The 24,638-nt window shown below is 73.7% G+C and carries 24 protein-coding genes; 13 read left to right on the top strand and 11 right to left on the bottom strand.

Going from position 1 to position 24,638, the window contains the following annotated elements:
* Positions 1–14 precede the first annotated feature (14 nt).
* From E5083_RS27540 to E5083_RS27515, 6 genes are all read left to right on the top strand, one after another.
* On the top strand, positions 15–500 hold the full coding sequence (locus E5083_RS27540; RefSeq protein WP_135788386.1) for an Lrp/AsnC family transcriptional regulator: 486 nt from the start codon (positions 15–17) through the stop codon (positions 498–500).
* 53 nt (positions 501–553) lie between these two features.
* On the top strand, positions 554–2,242 hold the full coding sequence (locus E5083_RS27535) for a DUF885 domain-containing protein (RefSeq protein ID WP_135788385.1): 1,689 nt from the start codon (positions 554–556) through the stop codon (positions 2,240–2,242).
* A gap of 90 nt (positions 2,243–2,332) precedes the next feature.
* Positions 2,333–3,004 (top strand): hypothetical protein, encoded by a 672-nt coding sequence (locus tag E5083_RS27530; protein WP_135788384.1) that lies wholly within the window; start codon positions 2,333–2,335, stop codon positions 3,002–3,004.
* Positions 3,005–3,111: 107 nt separating this feature from the next.
* A complete protein-coding gene (locus tag E5083_RS27525) occupies positions 3,112–3,372 on the top strand; it encodes a ferredoxin (RefSeq protein WP_135788383.1) in 261 nt (86 codons plus the stop codon).
* Positions 3,362–4,753: an NAD(P)/FAD-dependent oxidoreductase gene (locus E5083_RS27520; RefSeq protein ID WP_135788382.1), complete on the top strand. Its 1,392-nt coding sequence runs from the start codon at positions 3,362–3,364 to the stop codon at positions 4,751–4,753. Before E5083_RS27525 ends, E5083_RS27520 begins: the two co-directional genes overlap by 11 nt.
* Before the next feature lie 34 nt (positions 4,754–4,787).
* Entirely contained in the window at positions 4,788–6,026 is a 1,239-nt protein-coding gene (locus E5083_RS27515) for a cytochrome P450 (protein WP_135788381.1), read from the top strand.
* Positions 6,027–6,032: 6 nt separating this feature from the next.
* Here E5083_RS27515 and E5083_RS27510 read toward each other — a convergent pair whose 3' ends face one another.
* From E5083_RS27510 to E5083_RS27500, 3 genes are all read right to left on the bottom strand, one after another.
* Entirely contained in the window at positions 6,033–9,026 is a 2,994-nt protein-coding gene (locus E5083_RS27510) for an AAA family ATPase (protein ID WP_135788380.1), read from the bottom strand.
* Complete coding sequence (locus E5083_RS27505) at positions 9,023–10,186, bottom strand: exonuclease SbcCD subunit D (protein WP_135788379.1); 1,164 nt, start codon at positions 10,184–10,186, stop codon at positions 9,023–9,025. The genes E5083_RS27510 and E5083_RS27505 overlap by 4 nt, the downstream gene beginning before the upstream one ends.
* 79 nt (positions 10,187–10,265) lie before the next feature.
* Positions 10,266–10,892, bottom strand: a complete 627-nt coding sequence (locus E5083_RS27500) for a YigZ family protein (protein ID WP_135788378.1) — start codon at positions 10,890–10,892, stop codon at positions 10,266–10,268.
* Between the two features lie 123 nt (positions 10,893–11,015).
* On the opposite strand from E5083_RS27500, the gene E5083_RS27495 reads away from it, so the two are divergent.
* A complete protein-coding gene (locus E5083_RS27495) occupies positions 11,016–12,998 on the top strand; it encodes an APC family permease (protein WP_208754171.1) in 1,983 nt (660 codons plus the stop codon).
* 3 nt (positions 12,999–13,001) lie between these two features.
* Here the strand turns inward: E5083_RS27495 and E5083_RS27490 are convergent, their stop codons facing one another.
* A complete protein-coding gene (locus tag E5083_RS27490) occupies positions 13,002–13,739 on the bottom strand; it encodes a hypothetical protein (protein WP_135788377.1) in 738 nt (245 codons plus the stop codon).
* Positions 13,740–13,879: 140 nt separating this feature from the next.
* Here E5083_RS27490 and E5083_RS27485 point away from each other — a divergent pair, with 140 nt between their 5' ends.
* Positions 13,880–14,287 carry a CoA-binding protein gene (locus E5083_RS27485; RefSeq protein WP_135788376.1) on the top strand — a complete coding sequence of 136 codons (408 nt, stop codon included), beginning with the start codon at positions 13,880–13,882 and terminating at the stop codon, positions 14,285–14,287.
* Here E5083_RS27485 and E5083_RS27480 read toward each other — a convergent pair.
* From E5083_RS27480 to E5083_RS27470, 3 genes are all read right to left on the bottom strand, one after another.
* Entirely contained in the window at positions 14,284–14,838 is a 555-nt protein-coding gene (locus E5083_RS27480) for a YbaK/EbsC family protein (protein ID WP_135788375.1), read from the bottom strand. The two genes, E5083_RS27485 and E5083_RS27480, sit on opposite strands and share 4 nt — an antisense overlap.
* A 34-nt stretch (positions 14,839–14,872) precedes the next feature.
* Positions 14,873–15,445 carry a helix-turn-helix domain-containing protein gene (locus E5083_RS27475; RefSeq protein ID WP_135788374.1) on the bottom strand — a complete coding sequence of 191 codons (573 nt, stop codon included), beginning with the start codon at positions 15,443–15,445 and terminating at the stop codon, positions 14,873–14,875.
* A 155-nt stretch (positions 15,446–15,600) separates the two neighbouring features.
* Positions 15,601–16,365 carry an acyltransferase gene (locus E5083_RS27470; protein WP_135788373.1) on the bottom strand — a complete coding sequence of 255 codons (765 nt, stop codon included), beginning with the start codon at positions 16,363–16,365 and terminating at the stop codon, positions 15,601–15,603.
* Positions 16,366–16,534: 169 nt separating this feature from the next.
* Between E5083_RS27470 and E5083_RS27465 the strand changes: the two genes are divergently transcribed.
* Positions 16,535–17,062 (top strand): gamma carbonic anhydrase family protein, encoded by a 528-nt coding sequence (locus tag E5083_RS27465; protein ID WP_135788372.1) that lies wholly within the window; start codon positions 16,535–16,537, stop codon positions 17,060–17,062.
* A 20-nt stretch (positions 17,063–17,082) separates the two neighbouring features.
* On the opposite strand, the gene E5083_RS27460 is transcribed toward E5083_RS27465, so the two are convergent.
* Entirely contained in the window at positions 17,083–17,736 is a 654-nt protein-coding gene (locus E5083_RS27460) for a DedA family protein (protein ID WP_135788371.1), read from the bottom strand.
* A gap of 160 nt (positions 17,737–17,896) precedes the next feature.
* Between E5083_RS27460 and E5083_RS27455 the strand changes: the two genes are divergently transcribed.
* Positions 17,897–18,568, top strand: coding sequence for an MBL fold metallo-hydrolase (locus E5083_RS27455; RefSeq protein ID WP_135788370.1), 672 nt, complete (start codon positions 17,897–17,899; stop codon positions 18,566–18,568).
* 6 nt (positions 18,569–18,574) lie between these two features.
* Here E5083_RS27455 and E5083_RS27450 read toward each other — a convergent pair whose 3' ends face one another.
* Positions 18,575–19,027, bottom strand: coding sequence for a DUF4442 domain-containing protein (locus E5083_RS27450; protein WP_135788369.1), 453 nt, complete (start codon positions 19,025–19,027; stop codon positions 18,575–18,577).
* A 118-nt stretch (positions 19,028–19,145) separates the two neighbouring features.
* Here E5083_RS27450 and E5083_RS27445 point away from each other — a divergent pair, with 118 nt between their 5' ends.
* Entirely contained in the window at positions 19,146–20,138 is a 993-nt protein-coding gene (locus E5083_RS27445; RefSeq protein WP_135788368.1) for a DUF8017 domain-containing protein, read from the top strand.
* A 58-nt stretch (positions 20,139–20,196) separates the two neighbouring features.
* Complete coding sequence (locus E5083_RS27440) at positions 20,197–21,519, top strand: MFS transporter (RefSeq protein ID WP_135788529.1); 1,323 nt, start codon at positions 20,197–20,199, stop codon at positions 21,517–21,519.
* Here the strand turns inward: E5083_RS27440 and E5083_RS27435 are convergent.
* Both E5083_RS27435 and tuf read right to left on the bottom strand, forming a co-directional pair.
* Positions 21,427–22,272: a spermidine synthase gene (locus E5083_RS27435; RefSeq protein ID WP_135788367.1), complete on the bottom strand. Its 846-nt coding sequence runs from the start codon at positions 22,270–22,272 to the stop codon at positions 21,427–21,429. The genes E5083_RS27440 and E5083_RS27435 overlap by 93 nt on opposite strands.
* A 62-nt stretch (positions 22,273–22,334) precedes the next feature.
* A complete protein-coding gene (tuf, locus tag E5083_RS27430; protein ID WP_135788366.1) occupies positions 22,335–23,504 on the bottom strand; it encodes an elongation factor Tu in 1,170 nt (389 codons plus the stop codon).
* Positions 23,505–23,827: 323 nt separating this feature from the next.
* On the opposite strand from tuf, the gene E5083_RS27425 reads away from it, so the two are divergent.
* Positions 23,828–24,598, top strand: coding sequence for a TVP38/TMEM64 family protein (locus E5083_RS27425; RefSeq protein WP_135788365.1), 771 nt, complete (start codon positions 23,828–23,830; stop codon positions 24,596–24,598).
* Positions 24,599–24,638: the final 40 nt, after the last annotated feature.

Here is a 24,638-nt window from a genome sequence, read left to right as displayed (position 1 = left end):
GTTACGTTCGGCCGATGGACGCCTCCGTCGTACTGGACCCGGTGGATCTGCACCTTCTCCGACTGCTGCAGAACGACGCCCGGACCACGTACCGCGACCTCGCCGCGCGGGTCGGGGTGGCGCCGTCGACCTGTCTGGACCGGGTGGCCCGGCTGCGCCGGTCGGGCGTGATCCTCGGCCATCGGCTCCGGCTGGACCCGGCGAAGCTGGGCCGGGGGTTGCAGGCGCTGCTGTCGGTGCAGGTCAGGCCGCACCGGCGGGAGCTGGTCGGGCCGTTCGTGGAGCGGGTGCGGGCGCTGCCGGAGGCGCGGACGGTGTTCCATCTGACCGGCCCGGACGACTATCTGGTGCATGTGGCGGTCGCCGACATGGCCGACCTCCAGCGGCTGGTGCTGGACGAGTTCACCTCGCGACGTGAAGTGGCGCGGGTCGAGACCCGGTTGATCTTCCAGCAGTGGGAGTGCGGGCCGCTGCTGCCGCCGGGTCATGCCGAGAGCTGAAAACGCCGGTGCACGGGTGACGTGGACGCACCTCCGGTACCAGGATGGGCGCCATGTCCGACACCAAGAGCTTGCTGCCCCGTCAGGTCGCCGACGCCTATGTGGACGACCTGCTGGCCCTCGACCCGGTCACCGGTACCTACCTCGGTGTGCGGGAGAGTTCCAGCCGGTTGCCCGACTACTCCCCCGCCGGCCAGGAGGCGCTGGCCGAGCTGGCGCGTACGACGCTCGCCCGGCTGGACGAGGCCGAGCGCCTGCCCGGCGCGGACAGTGACGCCGAGCGCCGCTGCGGGCGGCTGCTGCGGGAGCGGCTGACCGCCGAGCTGGCCATGCACGACGCGCACGAACACCTGCGCGCGGTCGGCAACATGCACACACCCGGCCACTCGGTGCGGGACATCTTCAGCGTGACCCCGCAGGAGACCGAGGAGGACTGGGCGGCCCTGGCCGAGCGGCTCCGCGCGGTCCCGGCCGCCTACGAGGGCTACCGCGCCTCCCTCGCCCTCGGTCTGGAGCGCGGCCTGTACGCGGCGCCCCGGCCGACGGCCACCTTCGTCGAGCAGCTCACCGAGTGGGCGGACACCGGTGAGGGGCGCGGCTGGTTCGAGGACTTCGCCGCGGCCGGTCCCGAGTCGCTGCGCGCGGAGCTGGACGACGCGGCCCGCGCGGCGACGGCCTCCGTGGCTGCCCTGCGCGACTGGATGCGGGACGTGTACGCCCCGGCCGTCGCGGACGCCCCGAACACGGTGGGCCGCGAGCGGTACGCCCGCAGCGCCCGCTACTTCAACGGCACCGACCTCGACCTGGACGAGGCGTACGCCTACGGCTGGTCGGAGTTCCACCGGCTGCTCGGCGAGATGGAGAAGGAGGCGCAGAAGGTGCTGCCCGGCGCCGAGACGCCGTGGGTGGCGCTGGCGCACCTGGACGAGCACGGGCGGCACATCGAGGGCGTGGACGAGGTCCGGGAGTGGCTCCAGGGCCTGATGGACCGGGCCATCGCGGACCTGGACGGCACCCACTTCGAACTCGCCGAGCGGGTACGGCGGGTGGAGTCCCGTATCGCCCCGCCGGGCGGCGCCGCGGCCCCGTACTACACGGGTCCCTCGGAGGACTTCTCCCGGCCGGGGCGGACCTGGCTGCCGACGATGGGCGAGACCCGGTTCCCGGTGTACGACCTGGTGTCCACCTGGTACCACGAGGGCGTGCCCGGCCATCACCTGCAGATCGCGCAGTGGGCGCACGTCGCGGAGAACCTGTCCCGCTACCAGGCCACGGTGGGCATGGTCAGCGCCAACGCCGAGGGCTGGGCGCTGTACGCGGAGCGGCTGATGGACGAGCTGGGCTACCTCACCGACGCGGAGGAGCGGCTCGGTTATCTGGACGCGCAGATGATGCGCGCGGTCCGGGTGATCATCGACATCGGCATGCACCTGGAGCTGGAGATCCCGGCGGACTCGCCGTTCCACCCCGGTGAGCGGTGGACGCCGGAGCTGGCCGAGGAGTTCTTCCGGGCGCACAGCAGCCGTCCGGCGGACTTCGTGGTGAGCGAGCTGACCCGCTACCTGACGATGCCGGGCCAGGCCATCGGCTACAAGCTCGGTGAGCGGGCCTGGCTGCTGGGCCGGGAGCGGGCGCGGGAGCGGCACGGCGACTCCTTCGACCCGAAGGCATGGCACATGGCGGCGCTGTCCCAGGGCTCGCTCGGCCTGGACGACCTGGTGGACGAGCTGTCCCGGCTCTGACTCGGCCGTACGGCCCTGCCCGGGTGGCGTGGCCCCCGTACCGGCTGCTTGCTGGTGCGGGGGCCGACGCGCGAGGGAGGTGGGCCGCTCATGCAGCGCAACGGTCCCGGTGAGGGGGCGTTGGAGACGCCCCGGGCGGCCGGTCTCGCCGGGGTGGTGTTCGCGCTGCTGCTGGCGGCGACGATCGTCCTGATGCGGCTCGGCATTCCCGAGGGGGCCGACGCGGTCGGCGCCGAGGGGTTCACGGACCCCACCCGCCGGGACGCGGTACGGGCGGCGCTGGCGCTGATCCCGTTCGCCGGCATCTTCTTCCTGTGGTTCCTCGGCGCGGTGCGCGCGCACGTGGGCGACGTGGAGGACCGGTTCCTGGCGACCGTGCTGCTGGGCAGCGGGCTGGTCTTCACCGCGACCCTGTTCGGCGCGGCCGCCTCCGCCACGGCGGTGCTGGCCGTGGCCCACCCCGCCGGCAGCGCGCCCTCGCTCACCACCTGGGACTTCGGCCGCCACTTCGCGTACACGCTGATGACGGACTACGCGATGCGGATGGCGGCCGTCTTCGTGTCGTCGATGTCCGTGATCGGCAAGCGGATGGGCGTGCTGCCCCGCTGGCTGACGGCGGTGGGCGCGGTGACCGCGCTGCTGCTGCTCTTCGTCTCCTCCGACGTGCCCTGGGCGGAACTGGTCTTCCCCGCCTGGTCGCTGCTGCTGAGCGTGCACATCCTGCTGGTCAGCGGGCGTCGGCGGCGGGTGACCCTGACCTGACCGGCTCACCCGATCGGCGCGCCCCGGCGCGCGGCACCGGCCTCGGCGCGCCGATGCTTGCGGTCGGGGGACGACCGGAGCAGGCCACCGGAAAGGGCGCAGCGTCGATGCGGATCGTCGTCGATCTCAACAAGTGCCAGGGATACGCCCAGTGCGCGTTCCTCGCTCCCGACGTGTTCACCATGCACGGCGAGGAGGCGCTGCTCTACAACCCGCTCGCCGCCGAGGAGCACCGGGACGCGGTGGCTCGCGCGGCCGCCGCCTGCCCGGTGCAGGCGATCACGGTGGAGGGCCTGCACGAGGGCGCGCCCGTCGAGCCCACGCAGGTCTTCTCCGGTGCCCCCTGGGAGCCGCGCGATGGCCGCTGACTACGTGGACTGGCTGCGCCGCGAGGGCCGCATCGTGATCGTCGGTGCCTCGCTGGCCGGGCTGCGGGCGGCCGAGACGCTGCGCGCGGAGGGCTTCACCGGTTCCCTCACCCTGATCGGCGACGAACCGTACGACCCGTACGACCGGCCGCCGCTGTCCAAGGCGGTGCTGCTGGGCAAGGCGTCCCCGCGCCACACCGAGCTGCCCCGGCGCCGGCACCTGGACGCCGAGTGGCGGCTCGGGGTCCCGGCGGCCGGGCTGGACCTGACGGGCAAGCGGGTGCTGCTGGCCGACGGCGAGGAGGTGGAGTACGACCGGCTGCTGATCGCCACCGGGGTGCGCGCCCGCCCCTGGCCGGTGGCGGAGGAGGCCGAGCTGGACGGCGTCTTCGTGCTGCGCACCCGTGACGACGCGGTCGCCCTCACCGAGCGGCTGCGGGCCGGGGCGAAACGGGTGGTGGTGATCGGCGCCGGGTTCGCCGGGTCCGAAGTGGCCTCCGCCTGCCGGGAGATGGGCCTGGAGGTCACGGTCGCGGAGCGCGCGGGGGCCCCGCTGGTGGGGGCGCTCGGCGGGGTGATCGGGGCGGTCGCGGCCGACCTGCATCTGGAGAACGGCGTCGACCTGCGCACCCATGTCACGGTGACCGCGCTGGAGGGCGACCCGATGGGCCGGGTGCGGTCGGTGCATCTGTCCGACGAGAGCGTGGTCGAGGCGGACGTGGTGGTGGTCTCGCTGGGGTCGCTGCGCAACACCGAGTGGCTGACCGGTTCGGGGCTCGGCGCGGGGCCGCGCGGCATCGCGAGCGACGCGGGGTGCCGGGCGTTCGACTTCCGGGGGATCGTCACGGACGACGTGTTCGTCGCCGGTGACGTGGCCCGCTCCCCGCACGCGCTGTTCGGCTACCAGTTCCTGTCGCTGGAGCACTGGGGCAACGCGGTGGCGCAGGCGGAGACGGCCGCGCACAACATGATCTGCCCCGCCTCCGACCGGCGCCCGCACATGTGGATGCCCGCCTTCTGGTCCTCGCAGTTCGGGGTGAACATCAAGTCGGTGGGCGTGCCGCCCATGGGCGACGAGCTGATGATCATCCAGGGCTCCACGGCCGAGCGCCGGTTCGTCGGCGTGTACGGCTACAAGGGCCGCATCGTGGCCGCCGTGACCTTCGACAACGCCCGCTGGCTGGAGTACTGCCAGCGGCAGATCGAGCAGGGGGCGCCCTTCCCGGTGGAGTACCCGACGGTGGACCGGCGTCCCGAGGGACGCAAGGCGGTCCCGGCGGACTTCCCCGACCCGGCCCTGCCGACCCACGGCCCGACCGTGACCCTCAGCGGTTACTCACCGGCCGACCGCCGGCTGGTCTTCACCCCCGGCCACCACTGACCGCTGTCCGGCCCCGACGCTCCAAGGACCTGTGATGACCGAACCCTCGCTGGTGGCCCGGATCACCGACTTCGCCAACCGCGCCGACCCCTACCCGCTCTACACCGAGCTGCGCCGCACCCCGGTGCTGCACGAGGAGGACGACGGCCCGTACGTCATCTCCTCGTACTGGGACATCGAGAGCCTGCTGCACGACCCCCGGATCAGCTCGGACGCGGCGAACCTGGCGGCGGCGGGCGCCGACGAGCTGAACCAGGCGGAGAACACCGGGCTGCCGCCGTCGTTCATCCGGCAGGACCCCCCGGAGCACGACCGGCTGCGGCGCATCGCCAACAGCGCGTTCGGGCCGCCGCACGAGCCGCGCCGGATCGACGACATGCGGGGCGAGCTGCACAGGATCGTCGCCGAGCTGATCGACGGTCTTGCGGGCGAGACCGAGATCGACCTGGTGGACCAGTTCGCCTATCCGTTCCCGGTGACGGTGATCTGCCGGCTGCTCGGGGTGCCGCGCGAGGACGAACCCCGGTTCCGGTCCTGGGTGGACCCGATCGTGGCGAGCCTGGACCCGGAGACCCGGCAGGGCGCGGACCCCGAGTTCGCGCGGAAGGCGCAGGAGGCGCGGACCCAGCTCGGCATGTACCTGGCCGGGCTGGTGGAGGAGCGCACCAAGGACCCGCGCGACGACATGCTGTCCGACCTGGCCGCCGGGAAGGGGCCGGACGGTGCCATGACCATGATGGAGGTGCTCAGCACGGCCGTCCTGCTGCTGATCGCCGGCCACGAGACCACCGTCAACCTGATCGCCAACGGCATGCTCACCCTGCTGCGCCACCCCGAGTACCTCCAGCGGCTGCGCGAGGAGCCGGAGCTGGCGGTCAACATCGTGGAGGAGCTGCTGCGTTACGAGCCTCCGGTGCAGCTCGTGCCGCAGCGCACCTGCATCACCGACATCGAGGTGCGCGGGGTGACGATCCCCAAGGGCTCCCGGATCTGGCTGATGCTGGCCGCGGGCAACCGGGACCCGGAGCGCTTCAAGGACCCCGAGCGGTTCGACCCCGACCGGGAAGACCTTCAGCACCTCGGCTTCGGCAGCGGCATCCACGTCTGCTTCGGCGCGCCGCTGGCCCGGCTGGAGGCGCAGATCGCGCTGGCCGAGCTGGCGCGGCGGCTGGAGAACCCCCGGCTGGTGGCGGACCCGCCGCCGTACCGGCCCAACGCGGTGCTGCGCGGGCCGCGCCATCTGCCGCTCGCCATCGACGGCGTACTGGCCTGACCTCCGTCAGACCCCGCGCCGGCGCAGCGACGACCCGGTGCGGTCCTTGACGACCTCCAACTGGGCGTGGATGCGGCGGCGCAGGTCACCGACGTGGCTGACGATGCCCACGCTGCGGTCGCGTTCGCGCAGGGAGTCCAGCACGTCGAGGACCTCGTCGAGGGTCTGGTCGTCCAGGCTGCCGAAGCCCTCGTCGATGAAGAGGGTGTCGAGCCGGACCCCGCCCGCCTCGTCGGTGACCACGTCGGCGAGGCCGAGGGCGAGCGCGAGCGAGGCGAAGAAGGTCTCGCCGCCGGACAGGGTCGCGGTGTCCCGCTCGCGGCCGGTCCACGCGTCCACGACATGCAGCCCGAGCCCGCTGCGCCCGCGTCCGCTGCGGTCGTCGGAGTGGACGAGGGTGTAGCGCCCGGCGGACATCAGCCTGAGGCGCGCGGTCGCGGCGGCGGCGACCTGTTCCAGGCGGGCGGCCAGGACGTACGACTCCAGGCGCATCCGGCGTTCGTTGTCCGCGCTGGTGCCGGCCGCGAGGGCGGCGAGCCGGGCCACCCGGTCGTACTCCTCGCGCAGCGGGGCGAGGCGCCGGGCGCCGTCCTCGGCGCGGGCGGAGAGCCGGTCCAGCTCGGTGGTGCGGCGGGCGGCCTCGTCACGGGCGGAGGCGGCTTCCCGCAGGCGACGCTCGGCGTCGGCGGCGCGCTCCCCCGCCAGGGCGAGGTCGGCGGGCGCCCGCTTGGAGGCGGCCACTGTCTCGGGCTCGGCGAGGACGGCGCGTACGGCGGACTCCTCCGACTGCCGTTCGTCCAGCCGGTGTTGGAGGGCGCGGTGGGTGGCGGGGTCCAGCAGGGCACCGGCCGCGGCGGCCGGGGTGTCGAAGCCCGCGCGGTAGGCGGCGTCGGCGAGGCGGGCGTCGGCGTCCTTCAGGCGGACGGCCGCCTCCTCGGCCGTACGGGCGGCGTCGGCGGCCTCGGTGAGCACGGCCGCGAGCCGCTCGAGCTGGGCGGCGCGGGCGGCGACGCTCTCGGCGGTGCCGCGCGCTCGCGTCAACTCGGCTTCGAGGGTGCCCTGTTCACGGTCGAGGGTGTCGCGCCGGGTGAGCCGGGCGGCGGCCCGTACGGCGGACTGCTGGCGCGCCTGGAGCCGCTGCTCGCGCTCCGCCTCGGCCCGGCGCAGCTCCTCGTGGGCGGCGTGCAGGGCGGAGGCGTCCCGGCGGGCCTGCTCGAACTCCCGCTCCAGCTCGGTGACTTCGGCGGCGATGCGGTCGGCGGGGGTGTCCCCGACCTCGGTGGTGACGGCGTCCAGCGCGGCTCGCAGTTCGGTGCTGCGCTCTTTGTCCCGGTCGTGCTCCCGCTCGGCCTCCTGATGGGCCTCGAAGGCGCGCTGCTCGGCGTCCCGGTCCACATGTCCGGCGTCCTTGCGGGCCGGGGCGGGGTGCTCGGTGGCCCCGCAGACGGCGCAGGGGGCGCCGTCGGTGAGGTGGGCGGCCAGCTCGGCGGCGATGCCGGTCAGGCGCTGTTCCTTGAGGTCGAGCCAGCGTTCGCGCAGGTCCTGGGCAAGTTGCCCGGAGTCCAGCGCCTGACGTCCGGCGGCCGCGACGTCCGAGGTCAGCCGGTCGCGGCGGCGGGCCGCGTCGAGCCGCCGCCGGGCGGGGTCGCGCCGGGCGGCAAGGGATTCGGCACGGGAGGCGGCCTCCTGGGCCGCGTCGATACGGGCCTGGAGGGCGGCGCGGGCGGGTTCCCAGCCGTCGAGCCAGGCGTCCGCCTCGCGCGCGGTGTCCTCGTCGGCGCGCTCCTCCCGGTCGAGCCCGGCGCGCTCGGTGAGCAGTTCGGTGAGCCGGTGCTCGGCGCGGCGGGCGGAGGCGAGGCCCCCCAGCTCCTCGGCGGCCCGGCGGGCGGCGGCCGCGAGGCCGGGGGCGCCGGAGTCGGCCTGGTCCTCCGGCAGCGCGCGCCGGGCGTTCGCCTCGGCCAGAGCGGCCCTGCGGTGGGCGTTCTCCGCGTCCTCGCGCAGCTCCAGCGCGGGCGCCACGGTCTCGGCCTTGCGGCCGCGCTCCATCCGGGCCCGCGTCTCCTCGTACTCCCCCGCCCGCTCAGCGAGGCGCGCGGCGCGGCCCTGGGCCTCGGTGAACCGGGCCTGCAGCCGGGCGAGTTCGCGGTCCTCGGCCAGTTCCTCCTGGGCGCGGGTGTGGGCGGACTCGGCGGCGGTGAGTCCGCAGTGGGCGACGGTGAGGCGTTCGCGGGCGGTGCTGCGGGCCACGGCCGCCGCCGCGAGGACGGCGACGGCGAGCCCCGGATCGCCGGGGGCGAGGCCGGGCAGCTCCATGGCGTCACCGGCCGCCTGCTGCATGCGGTGGGCGTCGGCGAGCAGCGCGGTGTCGCCCTCGCGCACCCGTGCCTCGGTGGCCCGCCTGCGCTCGGCGAGCCGCTTCTCCACGTCGGCGAAGCGCTGGGTGTCGAAGAGGCGGCCGAGCAGCTTGCCGCGCGCCTCGGCGTCGGCGCGCAGGAAGCGGGCGAAGTCGCCCTGGGGCAGCAGGACGACCTGGCAGAACTGCTCGCGGCTCATGCCGAGGAGCTGGGTGATCTCCTCGCCGATCTCGTTGTGCGAGCGGCTGAGGTCCTTCCAGGTACCGCGCTCGGCGTCGTACTCGCGGAGCCAGGTCTGGGCCTTGTCGACGGTGGTGCCCTGACGGTTGCCCTTCTTGGGACGCTCCCACGGCGGCTGCCGGGTGATCTCCAGTCGGCGTCCGGCGACGGTGAGTTCGAGCCGGACCTCGGTGCGGGTGCCGGGTTCGGCGTGGTCGCTGCGCAGGTGGGTGCCCTGGCCGCCCTGCCGGGCGCCGGGGACGGAGCCGTAGAGGGCGTAGCAGACGGCGTCCAGGACGGAGGTCTTCCCGGCGCCGGTCGGGCCGTGCAGCAGGAAGAGCCCGGCGGTGGAGAGCGCGTCGAAGTCGACGCTCTGGGCGCCGCCGAAGGGGCCGAAGGCGGTGATGTCGAGCCGGTGCAGCCTCATCGGGCGACCTCCCGCGCCGCGTCGTCGGCGCGTACGGCGTCGAAGGCGTCGCGCAGCACCTCGGTCTCCCGGTCGTCGGGGGCGGCGCCGCGCACATGGGCGACGAAGTCCTCCGCGATCTGCTGGTCGCTGCGGCCCGCGAGGCGCCGGGCGTAGGACACGGCCGGGTCGTCCGGGGCGCGGTCGGGGGCGAAGACGAGGCTGAGGGTGTGCGGGAAGCGGGCGGCGATCCGGGCCATGGGGTCGGCGGGCCGGACGGCGTCGGTGAGGGTGGCCTCGACCCAGGCGTCCTCGTGGCGGCTCAACTCCGGGTCCGCGAGCAGCTCCTCCAGCGTGCCCCGGAGGCGGGCCAGCGGGCGCGGCACCGGGCAGTCGAGGCGCTCGGCGGTGACCGCGCCCCCGGCGTCCAGGTCGACGAGCCACATGCTCTTGCGGTGGTCGGCCTCGGAGAAGGAGTAGGCGAGCGGGGAGCCGGAGTAGCGGACGCGCTCACTGATCCGCTGGCAGCCGTGCAGATGGCCGAGGGCGACATAGTCGACGCCGGTGAAGACCCCGGCGGGTACGGCGGCCACTCCGCCGACGGTGATGTCCCGTTCGCTGTCGCTGGCCTCGCCGCCGGTGACGAAGGCGTGGGCGAGGACGACGGAGCGGGTGCCGGAGGCGCGGCCGGCGAGGTCGGCGCGCACCCGGTCCATGGCGGCGGCGAGCACGCTTTCGTGTCCGGCCTTGGGCACGGCGAACTCGTCCTTGACCAGGGCGGGTTCGAGGTAGGGCAGCCCGTAGAAGGCGACGTCGCCGTGGTCGTCGGCGAGGACGACCGGGGTGCCGACGGCGGCCGGATCGGTGCGCAGGTGGATGCCCGCGCGGTCGATGAGTCCGGCACCGACGCCGAGCCGGCGGGCCGAGTCGTGGTTGCCGGAGATCATCACGGTGGGCACACCCAGCTCGGCGAGCCGGTGCAGGGCGTCGTCGAACAGCTCGACCGCGGCCAGCGGGGGCACCGCGCGGTCGTACACGTCTCCCGACACCACGACGGCGTCCACGGCCTTCTCGCGCACGGTGGCGACGAGATGACCGATGAACTCGGTCTGGGCGCCGAGCATGTTCACCCGGTGGAAGGCCCGGCCGAGATGCCAGTCGGAGGTGTGCAGGAGTCTCATGGACCCCGAGACTAACGGCAGGGTCGGACAACGCGCCCCGGTCGCTTCGGATTTGGGCGTAATGCCCGATTGGCCGGGTTTACGCGTCCCCGTACGCCTCTCCGCCCAGCTCCAGGGCCGCCGAGCCGGCCGTGGCGTCCGCGAGCCAGCCCCGGAAGGCGTCCACGTCGGCGTCGGGGAGGGCGATGTCGATGGCGACCGCCTCGCCGTAGCGGACGTCGCGGACCTCGCGGCCGGTGGAGCGGAGGTCGTTCTGCACCTTGCCCGCGCGCTGGTGGTCGACGGTCACCGTGGCCAGCCGGTAGCGGCGCCGGGTGAGCGTGCCGAGCGAGTCCAGCGCCTCGCCGACCGAGCCGCCGTAGGCGCGGATCAGGCCGCCCGCGCCGAGCTTCACCCCGCCGTAGTACCGGGTGACGACGGCGACCACGTACCGCATGTCGCGGCGCAGCAGCATCTGGAGCATGGGCACCCCGGCCGTGCCGCCGGGTTCGCCGTCGTCGCTGGCCTTCTGGGTGGAGGCGTCGGCGCCGATGACGTACGCCCAGCAGTTGTGCGTGGCGTCGGCGTGCTCCTTGCGGACCCCGGCGATGAACTCCTGCGCCTCTTGCTCGGTGGCGGCCGGGGCGAGCGCGCACAGGAAGCGGGAGCGGTTGATCTCGGTCTCGTGCACACCCGCGCGGGCCACTGTGCGGTACTCGTCCTGCATCCCGCCAGCCTATGCGGAGCGCCGCGACCGCCCGTCCCCGGTGTGCGGGGGAGGATGCGGGGCAGACGCGCTCAGCGATCAGGCGGCCCGCGCGGTGGGCCGCGGGTGAGGAGGCAGCAGCGTATGACCAGCGTCCCCGTGCAGCCGGCGGACCCCGGCGGACCCGCCCCGGACTCCGTGCGGGCCCGCTGCCGAGGCTGGCTGCTGGAGGGGCTGAGCGAGCGGACCGCCCGGCATCCAGGGCCGCACCGCACCCCGCACCAGGTCCACGAGGGCCACCGCTGGTGGCGGGTGATGTGCCTGACCGGCGTCGACTACTTCTCCACCCTCGGCTACCAGCCCGGCATCGCCGCCCTCGCGGCGGGTGCCCTCTCCCCGCTGGCGACCCTGGTGCTGATCGCGCTGACCCTGTTCGGCGCGCTTCCGGTGTACCGCAGGGTGGCGCGGGAGAGCCCGCACGGCGAGGGCTCGATCGCCATGCTGGAGCGGCTGCTGTCCTGGTGGTCGGGGAAGATCCTGGTACTGGTGCTGCTCGGGTTCGCCGCCACCGACTTCATGATCACCATCACGCTGTCCTCGGCGGACGCGGCGGCGCACGTGATGGAGAACCCGTTCGCCCCGCACTGGACCCAGGGCGAGGGCGTCTGGATCACCCTGGTCCTGCTCGGGCTGCTCGGCGCGGTCTTCCTGAAGGGGTTCCAGGAGGCCATCGGGATCGCGGTCGTCCTGGTCGCCACCTATCTCGCGCTCAATGTCGTGGTCCTCGCCGTCTGCGCCTACCAGGTGCTCACCCACCCGGTGCGGATCGAGGACTGGACGCATCTGATGACGGCGGAGCACTCCTCCCCGCTCGCCATGGTCGGCGTGGCCCTGCTGGTCTTCCCCAAGCTCGCGCTCGGCATGTCCGGCTTCGAGACCGGCGTGGCGGTGATGCCGCAGATCAAAGGCGGCGCCCAGGACACCTACGAGAACCCGGCGGGCCGCATCCGGGGCGCCCGCAAGCTGCTCACCACCGCCGCGCTGATCATGAGCTGCCTGCTGCTGCTCTCCAGCCTGGCGACGACGATCCTGATCCCGGAGAAGGACTTCAAGACCGGCGGCCCGGCCAACGGACGCGCCCTCGCCTATCTCGCCCACCAGTACCTCGGCGAGATCTTCGGCACGGTGTACGACCTGTCGACCATCACCATCCTCTGGTTCGCGGGCGCCTCCGCGATGGCCGGACTGCTCAACCTGGTCCCGCGCTATCTGCCCCGCTACGGCATGGCCCCGGAGTGGACGCGCGCGGTACGGCCGCTGGTGCTGGTGTTCCTGGTGGCGGCCGTGCTGATCACCCTGTGGTTCCACGCCAGCGTGGACGCGCAGAGCGGGGCGTACGCGACCGGGGTGCTGGTGCTGATGCTCTCGGCGGCCTTCGCCTCCACGGTCGCGGTGCACCGGCGCGGGCACCGGGCGGCCACCCTCGGCTTCGGCACGATCACCGCCGTCTTCGCCTACACCCTGGTCGCCAATGTCATCGAGCGGCCGGACGGCATCAAGATCGCGTCGATCTTCATCGTGCTGATCATGCTGACCTCGTTCGGCTCCCGTGTGCACCGTGCCTTCGAACTCCGCGCCACGGACGTGGTGTTCGACGAGGCCGCGCTCCGCATCGTCGACGAGGCCGCCGAGCACGGCCCGCTCCAGCTCATCGCCAACGAGCCGCAGGAGCACAGCAGGCGGGAGTACCGGGAGAAGGAGCGCGAGCAGCGCCAGCACACCCGGCTGCCCAAGGGCGCCTCGGTGGTGTTCCTGGAGGTGTTCGTGCGGGACTCCTCCGACTTCACCGCCGAGATCACCGTCCACGGCGACGAGAAGCACGGCGTACGGCGGCTGCGCGCGGACGGGCCGACGGTGCCCAACACCATCGCGGCCGTCCTGCTCGCCCTGCGCGACCGCACCGGCAAGGTCCCGCACGTCTACTTCAACTGGACCGAGGGCAACCCGATCGGCCACCTGCTCCAGTTCCTGGTCTTCGGCAACGGCGAGGCGGCCCCGGTCACCCGCGAGGTACTCCGCCGCGCGGAACCGGACCCGGAGCGCCGGCCCTGGGTGCACGTGGGCTGAACGTCAGCCGGGGTTCCCCAGCTCCCCCGCGAGGTCGAGGGCGAGGAGGCGGTCGGCGTAGAGGAAGGTCTCGAAGCGGGCGCCGTCGGGGAGGTCCGGGGCGTTCGCCACGTCCCGGAGGACCGCGAGGACGCCGGGCAGGTCGAGGTCGTCCTCCCAGGCCGCGCGCAGCCGGGACCGCACCTCGTCCGGCACCGGGCGCGAGGGCTGGTTCGCCCAGCGGGCCACCCCGGTCCGCCACTCGGCGGCGGTCCGCGCGGCCTCCTCCAGGGCGCCCGCGTCCAGCTCGGCGGGTTCGCCGCGCGGGACGGAGAGCAGGGCGAGGCGCAGGGCACCGGGGTCCGCCAGGAGCCCCTGCACGTCCTCCCCGGACCCGTCCCACCCTGCCGGGGCCACGGCGACCACCACTCCGGCGCCGGGCGGCTCCTCGGTCGCGGCCCGCACATGCACCACCTGGGCCTCCCCCAGGCCCGAGGCGACATCCCGGCTGTCCTCGAAGGGGCGGATGCTCAACGCCGTTGCCGCCGTGCCGAGTTCGGCCTGTTCGCGGGGTGCGGTGAGCATGGTCCAGACGGGGGTGCCGCCCAGCTCCAGCGCGCGGACGAGGAGGTCGGCGGTGAGCAGGACCCGCAGCGCCGTCAGGTCGAGGCCGCCCGCGTGGGCCTCCACTCGGGTCAGGCCCCGGCGGGCGGGGGTGGCGGGGACGGGCTCACCGGTCCGGGCGTCGAGGATGCGCAGCACGCAGCGAGCGTAGGCGCGGAGACGCCCGGACGCAGCACCTTGCGCCGATTCCGGACAGCGTGGCGGGCATGCGGGGGAATCGGCGGACGGCACCCGCTGTTGTTCCCACGGCACAGTTCCCGCGCTTGGAGGAGGCCGCCGTGTACGGCGACGAGGCGACGATCCGCACCATCCTGACCGGTCTGGGCGACACCTGGGCGGTGGTCGGCCTCTCCAACAACCGGTCCCGTGCCGCCTACGGGGTCGCCGAGGTGCTGCGCCGGTACGGCAAGCGGGTGGTACCGGTGCACCCGAAGGCGGAGCCGGTCGGGGGCGAGCAGGGGTACGCGAGCCTCGCCGACATCCCGTTCGACGTGGACGTGGTCGACGTGTTCGTCAACAGCGAGCTGGCCGGCGCGGTCGCCGACGAGGCGGTGGCCAAGGGCGCCCGCGCGGTCTGGTTCCAGCTCGGCGTGGTGGACGAGGCGGCGTACGAGCGGACGCGGGCGGCGGGCCTGGAGATGGTGATGGACGCCTGCCCGGCGATCGAGATCCCCCGGCTCGGCTAGATACCCAGCCCCTCGATCACGACCGCGCCGGGGATCTCCGCGAACGCCTTGCCCGGTACCAGGAGTTTGCCGCGCCGGCGGCCGCTGCCGACCAGGGCGTAGGACAGCTCCAGCACGGCCGGGTCGACCAACAGGGGCCAGTCAGCGGGGAGTCCGAGCGGGGTGATGCCGCCGTACTCCATGCCGGTCTCGCCGGTCGCCAGCTCCATCGGGGCGAACGACGCCTTGCGGGCGCCCAGTTGGCGGCGGACCGTGCCGTTGACGTCGACCTTGGTCCGGGACAGCACCAGGCAGGCGGCGAGCGTGGTCTCGCCGCCGCGCTTGCCCGCGACCACCACGCAGTTGGCGCTCAGCTCGGGCAGGTCGGCGCCGTAGTGCTGCACGAAGACGGCGGTGTCCGCGAGGTCCGGGTCGGTGTCGACGTAGAGGATCTGCTCGGCGGGGACCGAGCCCTGCCAGTTCCGTACCGCTTCCGCGACCGGTGCGGTCAGCTCGGCCAGGGCCTCGGGGGCGGGGACGGCGTTGTCGAAGTCTCCGATGGGGGCGCGCATGGCGGCACCGTAACAGCCGTCGCGCGGGCGCCCCTCAGCGCACCGGTGGCACGGAGACCGCCATCACCATCCGCATCGGTACGTCGCCGTCGTTGCCGTAGGTGTGCGGGGTGTCGGCCTCGAAGGTGGCGCTCGCCCCGGCCGGGACCGCGTGCCGTACCCCGTCCACCTCCAGGGTGAGTTCGCCGGCGGTGACGTGGACCAGCTCGACCGTGCCGGAGGGGTGCGGGTCGGCGCTGCTGTGCTCGCCCGGCATCAGGTGCCAGTCCCACAGCTCCAGCGGGCCGGGCGCCTCGGTGCCGGCCAGCAGCCGGTTGTAGCTGCCGCCCTCGGTGTGCCAGAGCCGGACCGCCTGGTCGGCGGGGACGACCCGGACACGCGGCCCCTGTTCGTAGTCCAGCAGCGTGGTGACGCTGATCCCGAGCGCGTCGCCGATCTTGACGACGGTGCCGATGCTGGGGTTGGTGCGGGCCTGCTCGATCTGGATGAGCATGCCCCGGCTGACCCCGGCGCGGGCGGCCAGCGTGTCCAGCGTGAACCCGCGCTCGGTGCGCCAGCGGCGGACGTTGCGCGCGAGGGACTGGGTCAGCAGGTCGAGGTCCGCCACATCACGTCCATTGCAGATCACATCGGGAGTCACAGAGGCCACAGAGGCCCCGTCGGTCACGGGCCAGGAATGACCGGATCGGGTGCACGGGACGGCCGTGCGCCGCACCCGCCCGTGCACCGCACTGTACTGCGCGGTGCGGAGCACGCGCCCGCTCAGCCTTCCGCGTCCAGCCTGGCGAGCTGCTCGACCTGTTCCTCGTCCAGCGCGGCCAGCGCGCCCAGTTGCGCGCCGGTGACCCCCGCCGGGGGCGGCACCGGGGCGGGGGTGCGCAGCGGTGGCTGCCAGCCCTCGTCGGGGGTCCAGCGCCGTACAACGCGGGCGGGCGCACCGGCGACCACGGCGTGGTCCGGGACCGTGCCGCGCACCACCGCGCCGGCCGCGACCACCACGTTCCGGCCGATCCGGGCGCCGGGCAGGATCACCGCGCCGGTGCCGATCCAGCAGCCGGGGCCGATCTCCACGGGCTCCATGCGGGGCCACTGCCGGCCGATGGGCTCGTGCGGATCGTCGTAGGAGTGGTTGGTGGAGGTGACGTAGACGTACGGGCCGAAGTAGCAGTCGCGGCCGATGGTGACCGTGGTGTCCGCGATGACGTGGCTGCCCCGGCCGAGGACCACGCCGTCACCGATGCGCAGGATCGGTTCGGGGCCGAGGTCGAGGTCGGGCATGAGACCGGCGGTGAGGGTGACCTGCTCGGCGATGATGCAGTGCGAGCCGAGCGTGATCCAGGGCTCCCCGAAGACCGTGCCGAGCGGGAAGGCGAGCCGGGTGGCCTCACCGATCGCGCCGAACCGGAAACGGCCCGGATGCCCGGCGGTGACCGCGCCCCGGCGCTGCGCCCAGCCCCACACGGCATGGACGGCACGCTGGGCGAGCCCCTGCCGCCAGGAGGTGAACGTGTTCTTGGGCTTCGGCACCCGCCCACGTTACTCAGCGGTCACTCACTGCGAGGCGCCGTACCGCTGTGATCTTCACCCCATCCGGCCGGCCCCGCGATGCCCTACCGTGCGCGGGGAGACCGCCCGGCGCGGTCCGGCCCGATTGGGTGAAGAGCACAGCCGCCCGGCAGAGAGACGGTGGACACGGATGACGCACAAGGCCCTGATCGTGGGCATCGGCGGTAGGGAACCGGCGATCGACCCGGAGGCGTTCGTCGCCCCCAACGCCACGGTGATCGGCGACGTGACCCTGCGGGCGGGCGCGAGCGTCTGGTACGGGGCCGTGGTGCGCGGTGACGTGGAGCGGATCACCGTCGGCGCGGACGCCAACGTCCAGGACAACGCCACCCTGCACGCCGACCCCGGGTTCCCGCTGGCGATCGGTGAGCGCGTCTCCGTCGGCCACAACGCCGTGGTGCACGGCGCCACGGTGGAGGACGACTGCCTGATCGGGATGGGCGCGACCGTGCTGAACGGCGCGGTGATCGGCGCCGGTTCCCTCATCGCCGCCCAGGCCCTGGTCCCGCAGGGCATGGTCGTGCCGCCCGGTTCGCTGGTGGCGGGGGTCCCGGCGAAGGTCCGCCGGGAGCTGTCGGAGGAGGAGCGGCAGGGCGTCACCCTGAACGGCACCCTGTACGCGGACCTGGCGAAGACGCACCGGGCCGTGCACGAGTAGGAGGGGTGCGGGCGGGGCCCCTACGCCTGGTCGGCGCCGACCGGCTCGGCCTCGGGGGCCTCCCCGGCCGACTCCTTGCGCTGCGAGCGGCGCTTCATGATCACGAAGGAGCCGAGGCCGACGACGATCGCGGCGACCAGCGCCACCCAGGAGAACCGCTTGAGCCAGTCCTCCGCGACCATGCCGACGTAGTAGACGACGGCCGTGGTGCCGCCCGCCCAGACCACGCCGCCGAGCACGTTGGCGATCAGGAACTTCCAGTACGGCATGCGCAGGACGCCCGCGAGGGGTCCGGCGAAGATGCGGAGCAGGGCGATGAAGCGGCCGAAGAAGACCGCCCACATGCCCCACTTCTCGAAGGACCGCTCGGCGGTCGCCACATGCGCCTCACCGAAGTGCCGGGGGAACTTCCGCCCCAGCCAGGTCAGCAGCGGGCGTCCGCCCTTGCGGCCGATCGCGTAGCCGATGGAGTCACCGATCACCGCGCCGGCCGTGGCGCAGGCGCCGAGGACGAAGGGGTCGATCCCGGTGTGCTGGGAGGACATCAGCGCGGCCGAGACGAGGACGATCTCGCCGGGCAGCGGGATGCCGAGGCTCTCCAGCCCGATCACCAGGCTCACCAGGGCGTAGACGGCGACGGCGGGCACCGAGTCCAGCCATTCCTGCACGTGCACCGCGGTTCCTCCCAGTCGCCGATCGCACCCTGCCGGGCGCGCCGCAGACGCGCACCCCCTGGGAAGGCTACCCGGTCGCCGCGCACCGCCCGCGGGCACCGCCGCTGAGCCCACGGCGAACGCGCGCGTGGCCGCGCGGCCGGGCGCGCAGGCTGGAGCCATGGACCTGATCGAGGTACTGCCGACGCTGCACATGCTCCGCTTCCCGGTGGGGGCGGCCTATCTGTGGCGGGACGGTGACGAGCTGACCCTGATCGACGCCGGGACGGCGGGCGCGGCTGCGGAGATCGAGGAGGTGCTCGACGGCGACCTGCGGCGGATCGTGCTGACGCACTGGCACGAGGATCACACCGGTTCGGCGGCTCTGCTGGCCGCGCGGTACGGGGCGGAGGTGGTGGCGCACCGGCTGGAGGCGCCGGTGATCCGGGGCGAGGCGGTGGGGGCGCCGCCGGTGCTGGAGGAGTTCGAGATCCCGATCCGGGCGGGTGTCCCCGCCCTGCCCCCGGCTCCGCCGTGCCGGGTGGACCGGGAGGTGGAGGACGGGGACGTGCTGGAGTTCGGCGGCGGGGCGGTGGTGGTCGCGGTACCCGGCCACACGGACGGGTCGATCGCCGTCCACCTGCCGGAGCCGGGGGTGCTGTTCACCGGGGACGCGGTCGCCAATGCCGGCCGGACGATGCTGGGCGTCTTCAACACCGACCGTGCGCGAGCCGTCGAGTCGCTGCACCGGCTGGCCGCGCTGGACGCGGACACGGCTGTCTTCGGGCACGGTGACCCGGTCGTCCACGGTGCGGCGGCGGCCCTGCGGGCAGCGGCCGCCGCTACACGCTGAGGGCGGTCAGCCGTTGGGGCGCAGGGTCCAGACCACGGTCATCTCGCCGGAGACGGCGCCGTCCTCGCGCTGGATGGTGATGGCGACCGGGAACTCGGGGCGGCTGCCCGCGTCCAGTTCCGCGACGACCTCGGCGGCCGGGCGGCCCAGGGTGGCGGTGGCGGTCACCGGGCCGAGGGCGAGCTTCTTGTAGTCGATCTCGGCGCGCACCGCGAGCGGCACGGCCCGCGAGAGCTGCTCGCCGAAGGCGGTCAGCACGATGGCCCCGCTGGCGGACTCGGCCAGCGTGAACATCGCGCCGGCGTGCGGGCCGCCCAGGTGGTTGTGGTACGCGGACTGGTCCGGCAGCCGGAGCACCGCGCGCTCGGGGGTGACCTCGATGAACTCCAGGTTCAGGGTCCGCACCATCGGCACCGCGGCGGCCAGCATGTCGCCCATGGAGGCGCTCTCAACTGTCATGAACGTGATGTTACCGACGGGTAGCGAACCTGGCCAGCCCTGCTCCCACCCGTTTCGGTACGCCCCTGACGAGGGACGGTGACCGAAACGTGTCCCGTGGCGCATTAGGGTTCTGGCCATGTGGCCAGGAGAGCAGCCGCCAGGGGGCGCGCAGAACCCGCAGGACAACCCGTATCAGCAGCCGGGTTACCAGCAGCCGAATCCGTATCAGCAGCCCGGCTACCAGCAGTACCCGCAGCCGAACCCGTACGGGCAGCAGCCCCAGTGGGGTCCGCCGACGCAGCCGCCGCACAAGCCGGGCGGGAGCAACCGGGTCAAGGTCGTCGCCATCGTGTCGGCCCTCGCGGTCGTCGTCACCGCCGGGGTGACGGGGTATCTGGTCCTCGGCTCCAAGGACGACGGGCACGACGAGGCCAAGGGCGGCAAGAAGACCAGCCAGTCGCCCACGCCCGAGCCGACGGTGAGTTCGTCCGCGCCGGACGACAACCCGCGGGGCGGGGAGGGGGAGAAGCCGGTCGTCGCGGGCTGGAAGGTCGTCGTCAACCCGAAGTTCGGCACCGCGTTCGACGTGCCGCCGGAGTGGCAGCTCGAGTCGGCGGACACCTCCTACTTCATGGAGGACCACGCGGACGACGACAAGCTGATCACCTCGGTGTCCGGGCCCGCCGTCTACAAGTCCAAGTGGTGCACGGACGACAGCGACAAGGACGGCCGTACGGAGGACACCTCGCTGGCGGTGGCCGGTACGCGCGGGGAGAGCGGCGCGAAGAGCCCGGAGCAGGCGGCCGTGATGCGGGTGCCGTGGTACGTGTACGGCGGCTACACCCAGCCGGACAAGAAGAGCCTCACGTACGACAAGAAGGCCAAGCCCTACACCACGTCCTCGGGGGTCAAGGGCGCCTATACGTGGGCGAGTTCGTCGGGCAGCCCGCAGAAGGGCAAGTGCGCGAGCGACGGCAAGGCGATCTCCTTCGCCTTCCGCAACTCCGCGCAGGACATCGTGTCGTTCGACCTCTACGGCGCCAAGGGCGTGAAGGAGGAGGTCGACACGGCGACCATCATGAAGATCCTGTCCTCGGTGCGGCTGCACGGGGACCCCACGGAGAGCTGACGGACGGCGCGTAATCGGGTTGGCAGTCGCGGGGTCGTCCGGCCATAGTCGGCCGGTGATCCCGGACTCCTCCTCGCGCCCCTCGTGGGCGGGCCGCAACTACTCGCTGCTGACCGGCGCGGCCGTCGTCACCAGCCTCGGCGCCAACGGGTCGCTGATAGCGGCCGCGTTCGCCGTGCTGGACGCGGGTGGTGACGCCGGGGACGTGGGTCTGGTGGCGGCGGCCCGCACCCTGCCGCTGGTGGTGTTCCTGCTCATCGGCGGCGCGGTCGCGGACCGGCTGCCCCGGCACCGGGTGATGGTCGCGGCCAACGCCCTCAACTGCGTCTCCCAGGGCGCCTTCGCCGTACTCGTCCTGACGGGTGAACCCCGGCTGTGGCAGATGATGCTGCTGACCGCGCTCGGCGGCACCGGCCAGGCGTTCTTCAGTCCGGCGGCCGAGGGCATGCTGCTGTCCTCCGTCGAGGGGGAGCACGCGGGCCGGGCCTTCGCCCTGTTCCGCATGGCCACGCAGGGGGCGGCACTCGGCGGGGCGGCGCTCGGTGGTGCCCTGGTCGCCGCGATCGGGCCCGGCTGGGTGCTCGCGCTGGACGCGGCCTGCTTCGCGCTCGCCGGCGCGTGCCGCGCGTTCCTCGACGTCAGTCATATCCCGCCCCGCGAACCGGGCACCGGGCTGCTGGCCGATCTCCGCGACGGCTGGGCGGAGTTCATCGGGCGGCCCTGGCTGTGGGGCATCGTCGTCCAGTTCTCCCTGGTCAACGCGGTGGTCGGCGCGGCCAACGCGGTGTACGGGCCGCTGGTCGCCCGTGACAGCCTGGGCGGCGCCGGTCCCTGGGGCCTGGCCCTGGGCGCCTTCGGCGCGGGCACGGCGGCGGGCGCCCTGCTGATGACCCGTTACCGCCCCCGCCGGCTCCTCCTCGCCGGCACCCTCTCCGTCTTCCCCCTGGCCCTCCCCCCGGCCGCCCTCGCCGTCCCGGTACCCGTGGGCGCCCTCTACGCCGTCATGTTCCTCTCCGGCGCGACGGTGGAGATCTTCGGCGTCTCCTGGATGACCGCCCTCCACCAGGAAATCCCCGAACACAAACTCTCCCGAGTCTCCGCCTACGACTGGTTCGGCTCAGTAGCCCTCATCCCCCTCGCCACAGCCCTGGCCGGCCCAGCCCAGTCAGCCTTCGGCCGCACCCCGTCCCTGTGGGGCACCTCAGCCCTCATCCTCACGGCCACGGCCCTGGTCCTCCTGATCCCGGACGTCCGGGGACTGCGGCGCAGGGATACGGCGAGTGCGGTCTCAGCCGATGCCGAAGGCCCCGTCCGGGGGCTCGGGGGACGGGACGGCGTCGGTGTCGGAGAGGGGGCGGGCCGTGCCGATGAACTTGCTTAGCGCCGCGCCCTGTTCCACCCGCGCCGGGAAGGCGTCCGCTGCCGTGCGGCGGGTCAGGGCGGCCGTGTTCAGAGGGACGTGGGAGGCGAGGAGTACCGCGTTGCCGAAGCGGCGGCCGCGGAGGACCGCGGGTTCGGCGATCAGGGCCAGGTGTTCGAACAGGGGGGTGAAGTTGGCCAGTTGGGAGCGGAGGAAGGTGAAGGGGGCTGCGTCCGCGAGGTTGGCCAGGTAGAGGCCGTACGGGCGGAGTACGCGTTCCGCTTCTCGGGCGTAGTCGAGCGAGGTGAGGTGGGCCGGGACTCGGGAGCCGCCGAAGACGTCCGCGAGGATGACGTCGGCGCTGTCGGCGGGGGCCGCTTCCAGCCAGGCCCGTGCGTCGGCGGCGTGGGCGGTGATGCCCGAGGCGGGCGGCAGCGGAAGGTGTTCGGTGACCAGGTCGAGGAGGCCCCGGTCGGCCTCGATCACGTCCTGCCGGGAGCCGGGCCGGGTCGCGGCGACGTACCGGGGCAGGGTGAGCGCTCCCCCGCCCAGGTGCAGCACGTCCAGCGCCCGGCCGGGCTCCGCCGCCACGTCGAGGGCGTGGCCGAGCCGCCGCGCGTACTCGAACTCCAGGTGCTCCGGCTCGTCCAGATCGACGTAGGACTGCGGAGCCCCGTCGACGGTGAGCAGCCAGGCCCGGTCCCGGTCGACGTCGGGCATCAGCTTGGCGGTGCCGTGGTCGACGGCCCTGCTCACGGGTATCGGTTCGCTCACCCGGCCATTGTCGCCGGTCCGCCGGGGTGCGCGGGGACGAGCCCCCGCGCACCCCGTACCGCTCAGCCGACCGAGGTGACCGTCCCCGCGCCCACGGTCCGGCCGCCCTCGCGGATGGCGAACCCGAGCCCCGGCTCCAGCGGCACCTCCCGGTCCAGCTCCACGGTCATCTCCACCGTCTCGCCGGGCCGGGCGACCCCCGCCTCGCCGAGGTCGACGTCCCCGGCCACGTCCGCCGTACGGACGTAGAACTGCGGCCGGTACCCCGTGGACAGCGGCTTGCTGCGCCCGCCCTCGGCGCCGGCGAGCACGTACACCCGCGCGGTGAACCGCCGGCTCGGCACCACACTGCCCGGCGCCGCGACGACATGCCCGCGCCGGACCGCGTCGCGCGGCACCCCGCGCAGCAGGATCGCCACGTTGTCCCCGGCCTGCGCCTCCGGCATCGGCTTGCCGAAGGTCTCCAGCCCGGTGACCACGCTCTCCACCCCGGCGCCGAGCACCTCCACCCGGTCCCCCACGCGCAGCGTCCCCCGCTCGACCGCGCCGGTGACGACGGTCCCGCGCCCGGTGATGGTGAGCACGTTCTCCACCGGGAGCAGGAACGGCGCGTCCAGGTACCGCTCGGGCATCGGCACGTAGGTGTCGACCGCGTCGAGCAGCGCCTCCACGGAGGCCGTCCAACGGGGGTCGCCCGCAAGCGCCTTGAGCCCGGAGACCCGGACGACGGGTACCGACTCCCCCGGATACCCCTGGGCGGTGAGCAGTTCGCGCACCTCCAGCTCGACCAGGTCGGCCAGCTCCTCGTCCCCCGCGTCGGCCTTGTTGAGCGCGACCACCAGGTGGTCGACCCCCACCTGCCGGGCGAGCAGCACGTGTTCGGCGGTCTGCGGCATGATCCCGTCCAGCGCGGAGACGACCAGAATCGCGCCGTCGAGCTGGGCGGCGCCGGTCACCATGTTCTTGACGTAGTCCGCGTGGCCGGGCATGTCGACATGGGCGTAGTGCCGAGTGTCCGTCTCGTACTCGACGTGCGCGATGTTGATGGTGATGCCGCGCGCCGCCTCCTCCGGGGCCCGGTCGATGCGGTCGAACGGCACGAACGTGCCGGTGCCGCGCTCGGCGAGCACCTTGGTGATGGCGGCGGTCAGGGTGGTCTTGCCGTGGTCGACGTGGCCCATGGTGCCGATGTTCAGGTGCGGCTTGGTGCGCACGTATGCCGTCTTGGGCATGGCTGTCCCTCGTGGTCCTGGTGAGGCGTGAAGAGCGCTGGGAGCGCCGGGACCCCTGGAATCCGCCGACCCTCCCCTCGCGGGGTCCGCCGGACTTTCCGGAGAGGGTCAGCTTCGGGCGCCGTCGACGGCTGCCACGAGGACGAGGACGGCAGCCTTCGGCGCGTCCGCGAGGGCGGAGGCGGCGAGGAAGGCGTACCGGAACATGACGCAGATCATGGCGGACGCGTCGTCCCACGTCGAACGGTTTTCCGTGGCCGTCGGAGCGTCAACGGCCGTGGACCATACGCCGATCACACCCCCTGGTCGGTTACTGTCGCCGAATGCCCGATGCCACCACCCGCTCTGGGGGCACCGCCACGGCCGTTCCCCCGGCCGTAGTCCTGAGGCCCACCCCAGCCGTGCCCCTCACCCCCGTCACCCCCGCCGGTCCTGCCGTGCGCGCTTGGCCGTCCGCGTATCTCCGTCTCGCCCTGCTGCTCACCCTGCTCGCGGCCGCCGCCACCGCCGTCCTGGTCTTCGACCCGCAGCGCCTTCTCACCGAGGGCTGGCCGCCGCAGCTCGGCGGGTTCGCGGCGGCCGGGGTCTTCGCGCTGGCGTACGGGCTGTGCACGGTGGCGTTCGTCCCGCGCCCCCTGCTCAACCTGGCGGCGGGCGCGCTGTTCGGCTCCACCCTGGGGCTGACCTCGGCGCTGGCGGGCACGGTGCTGGGCGCCGGACTGGCGTTCGGGCTCGGGCGGGCGCTCGGGCAGGACGCGCTCCGTCCGCTGCTGCGCGGGCGCTGGCTGAAGGCGGCCGACGGGCAGCTCAGCCGGCACGGGTTCCGCTCGATGCTGGCGGCCCGGCTGTTCCCCGGGGTCCCGTTCTGGGCGGCCAACTACTGCGCGGCCGTCTCCCGGATGCGTACGCTGCCGTTCCTGCTCGCCACCGCGCTGGGCTCGATCCCGAACACGGCCGCGTACGCCGTCGCCGGTGCCCGCGCCTCCGCGCCCACCTCCCCCGCCTTCCTGATCGCGCTGGCCGTGATCGGGCTGCCCGCGCTGGCCGGTACGGTGCTGGCCTGGCGCAAGCGGCACCACCTGCGCGCACGTTGACGCCACCGTCCGGTCCGCCCTGGTACCCGCCCCGGCCTCC

The organism is Streptomyces bauhiniae (genome assembly GCF_004784475.1).
In the GTDB taxonomy this organism is placed as follows: Bacteria; Actinomycetota; Actinomycetes; order Streptomycetales; family Streptomycetaceae; genus Streptomyces; species Streptomyces seoulensis.
The sequence above is the reverse complement of the archived record's forward strand: the minus strand, read 5'-3'. Positions and strand labels throughout refer to the sequence as shown.

Bases quoted from the DNA above. Each gene is read 5' to 3' on its own strand.
- E5083_RS27540 (WP_135788386.1), top strand. From the start codon at position 15: ATGGACGCCTCCGTCGTACTGGACCCGGTGGATCTGCACCTTCTCCGA.
- E5083_RS27535 (WP_135788385.1), top strand. From the start codon at position 554: ATGTCCGACACCAAGAGCTTGCTGCCCCGTCAGGTCGCCGACGCCTAT.
- E5083_RS27530 (WP_135788384.1), top strand. From the start codon at position 2,333: ATGCAGCGCAACGGTCCCGGTGAGGGGGCGTTGGAGACGCCCCGGGCG.
- E5083_RS27525 (WP_135788383.1), top strand. From the start codon at position 3,112: ATGCGGATCGTCGTCGATCTCAACAAGTGCCAGGGATACGCCCAGTGC.
- E5083_RS27520 (WP_135788382.1), top strand. From the start codon at position 3,362: ATGGCCGCTGACTACGTGGACTGGCTGCGCCGCGAGGGCCGCATCGTG.
- E5083_RS27515 (WP_135788381.1), top strand. From the start codon at position 4,788: ATGACCGAACCCTCGCTGGTGGCCCGGATCACCGACTTCGCCAACCGC.
- E5083_RS27510 (WP_135788380.1), bottom strand. From the start codon at position 9,026: ATGAGGCTGCACCGGCTCGACATCACCGCCTTCGGCCCCTTCGGCGGC.
- E5083_RS27505 (WP_135788379.1), bottom strand. From the start codon at position 10,186: ATGAGACTCCTGCACACCTCCGACTGGCATCTCGGCCGGGCCTTCCAC.
- E5083_RS27500 (WP_135788378.1), bottom strand. From the start codon at position 10,892: ATGCAGGACGAGTACCGCACAGTGGCCCGCGCGGGTGTGCACGAGACC.
- E5083_RS27495 (WP_208754171.1), top strand. From the start codon at position 11,016: ATGACCAGCGTCCCCGTGCAGCCGGCGGACCCCGGCGGACCCGCCCCG.
- E5083_RS27480 (WP_135788375.1), bottom strand. From the start codon at position 14,838: ATGCGCGCCCCCATCGGAGACTTCGACAACGCCGTCCCCGCCCCCGAG.
- E5083_RS27465 (WP_135788372.1), top strand. From the start codon at position 16,535: ATGACGCACAAGGCCCTGATCGTGGGCATCGGCGGTAGGGAACCGGCG.
- E5083_RS27455 (WP_135788370.1), top strand. From the start codon at position 17,897: ATGGACCTGATCGAGGTACTGCCGACGCTGCACATGCTCCGCTTCCCG.
- E5083_RS27450 (WP_135788369.1), bottom strand. From the start codon at position 19,027: ATGACAGTTGAGAGCGCCTCCATGGGCGACATGCTGGCCGCCGCGGTG.
- E5083_RS27445 (WP_135788368.1), top strand. From the start codon at position 19,146: ATGTGGCCAGGAGAGCAGCCGCCAGGGGGCGCGCAGAACCCGCAGGAC.
- tuf (WP_135788366.1), bottom strand. From the start codon at position 23,504: ATGCCCAAGACGGCATACGTGCGCACCAAGCCGCACCTGAACATCGGC.
- E5083_RS27425 (WP_135788365.1), top strand. From the start codon at position 23,828: ATGCCCGATGCCACCACCCGCTCTGGGGGCACCGCCACGGCCGTTCCC.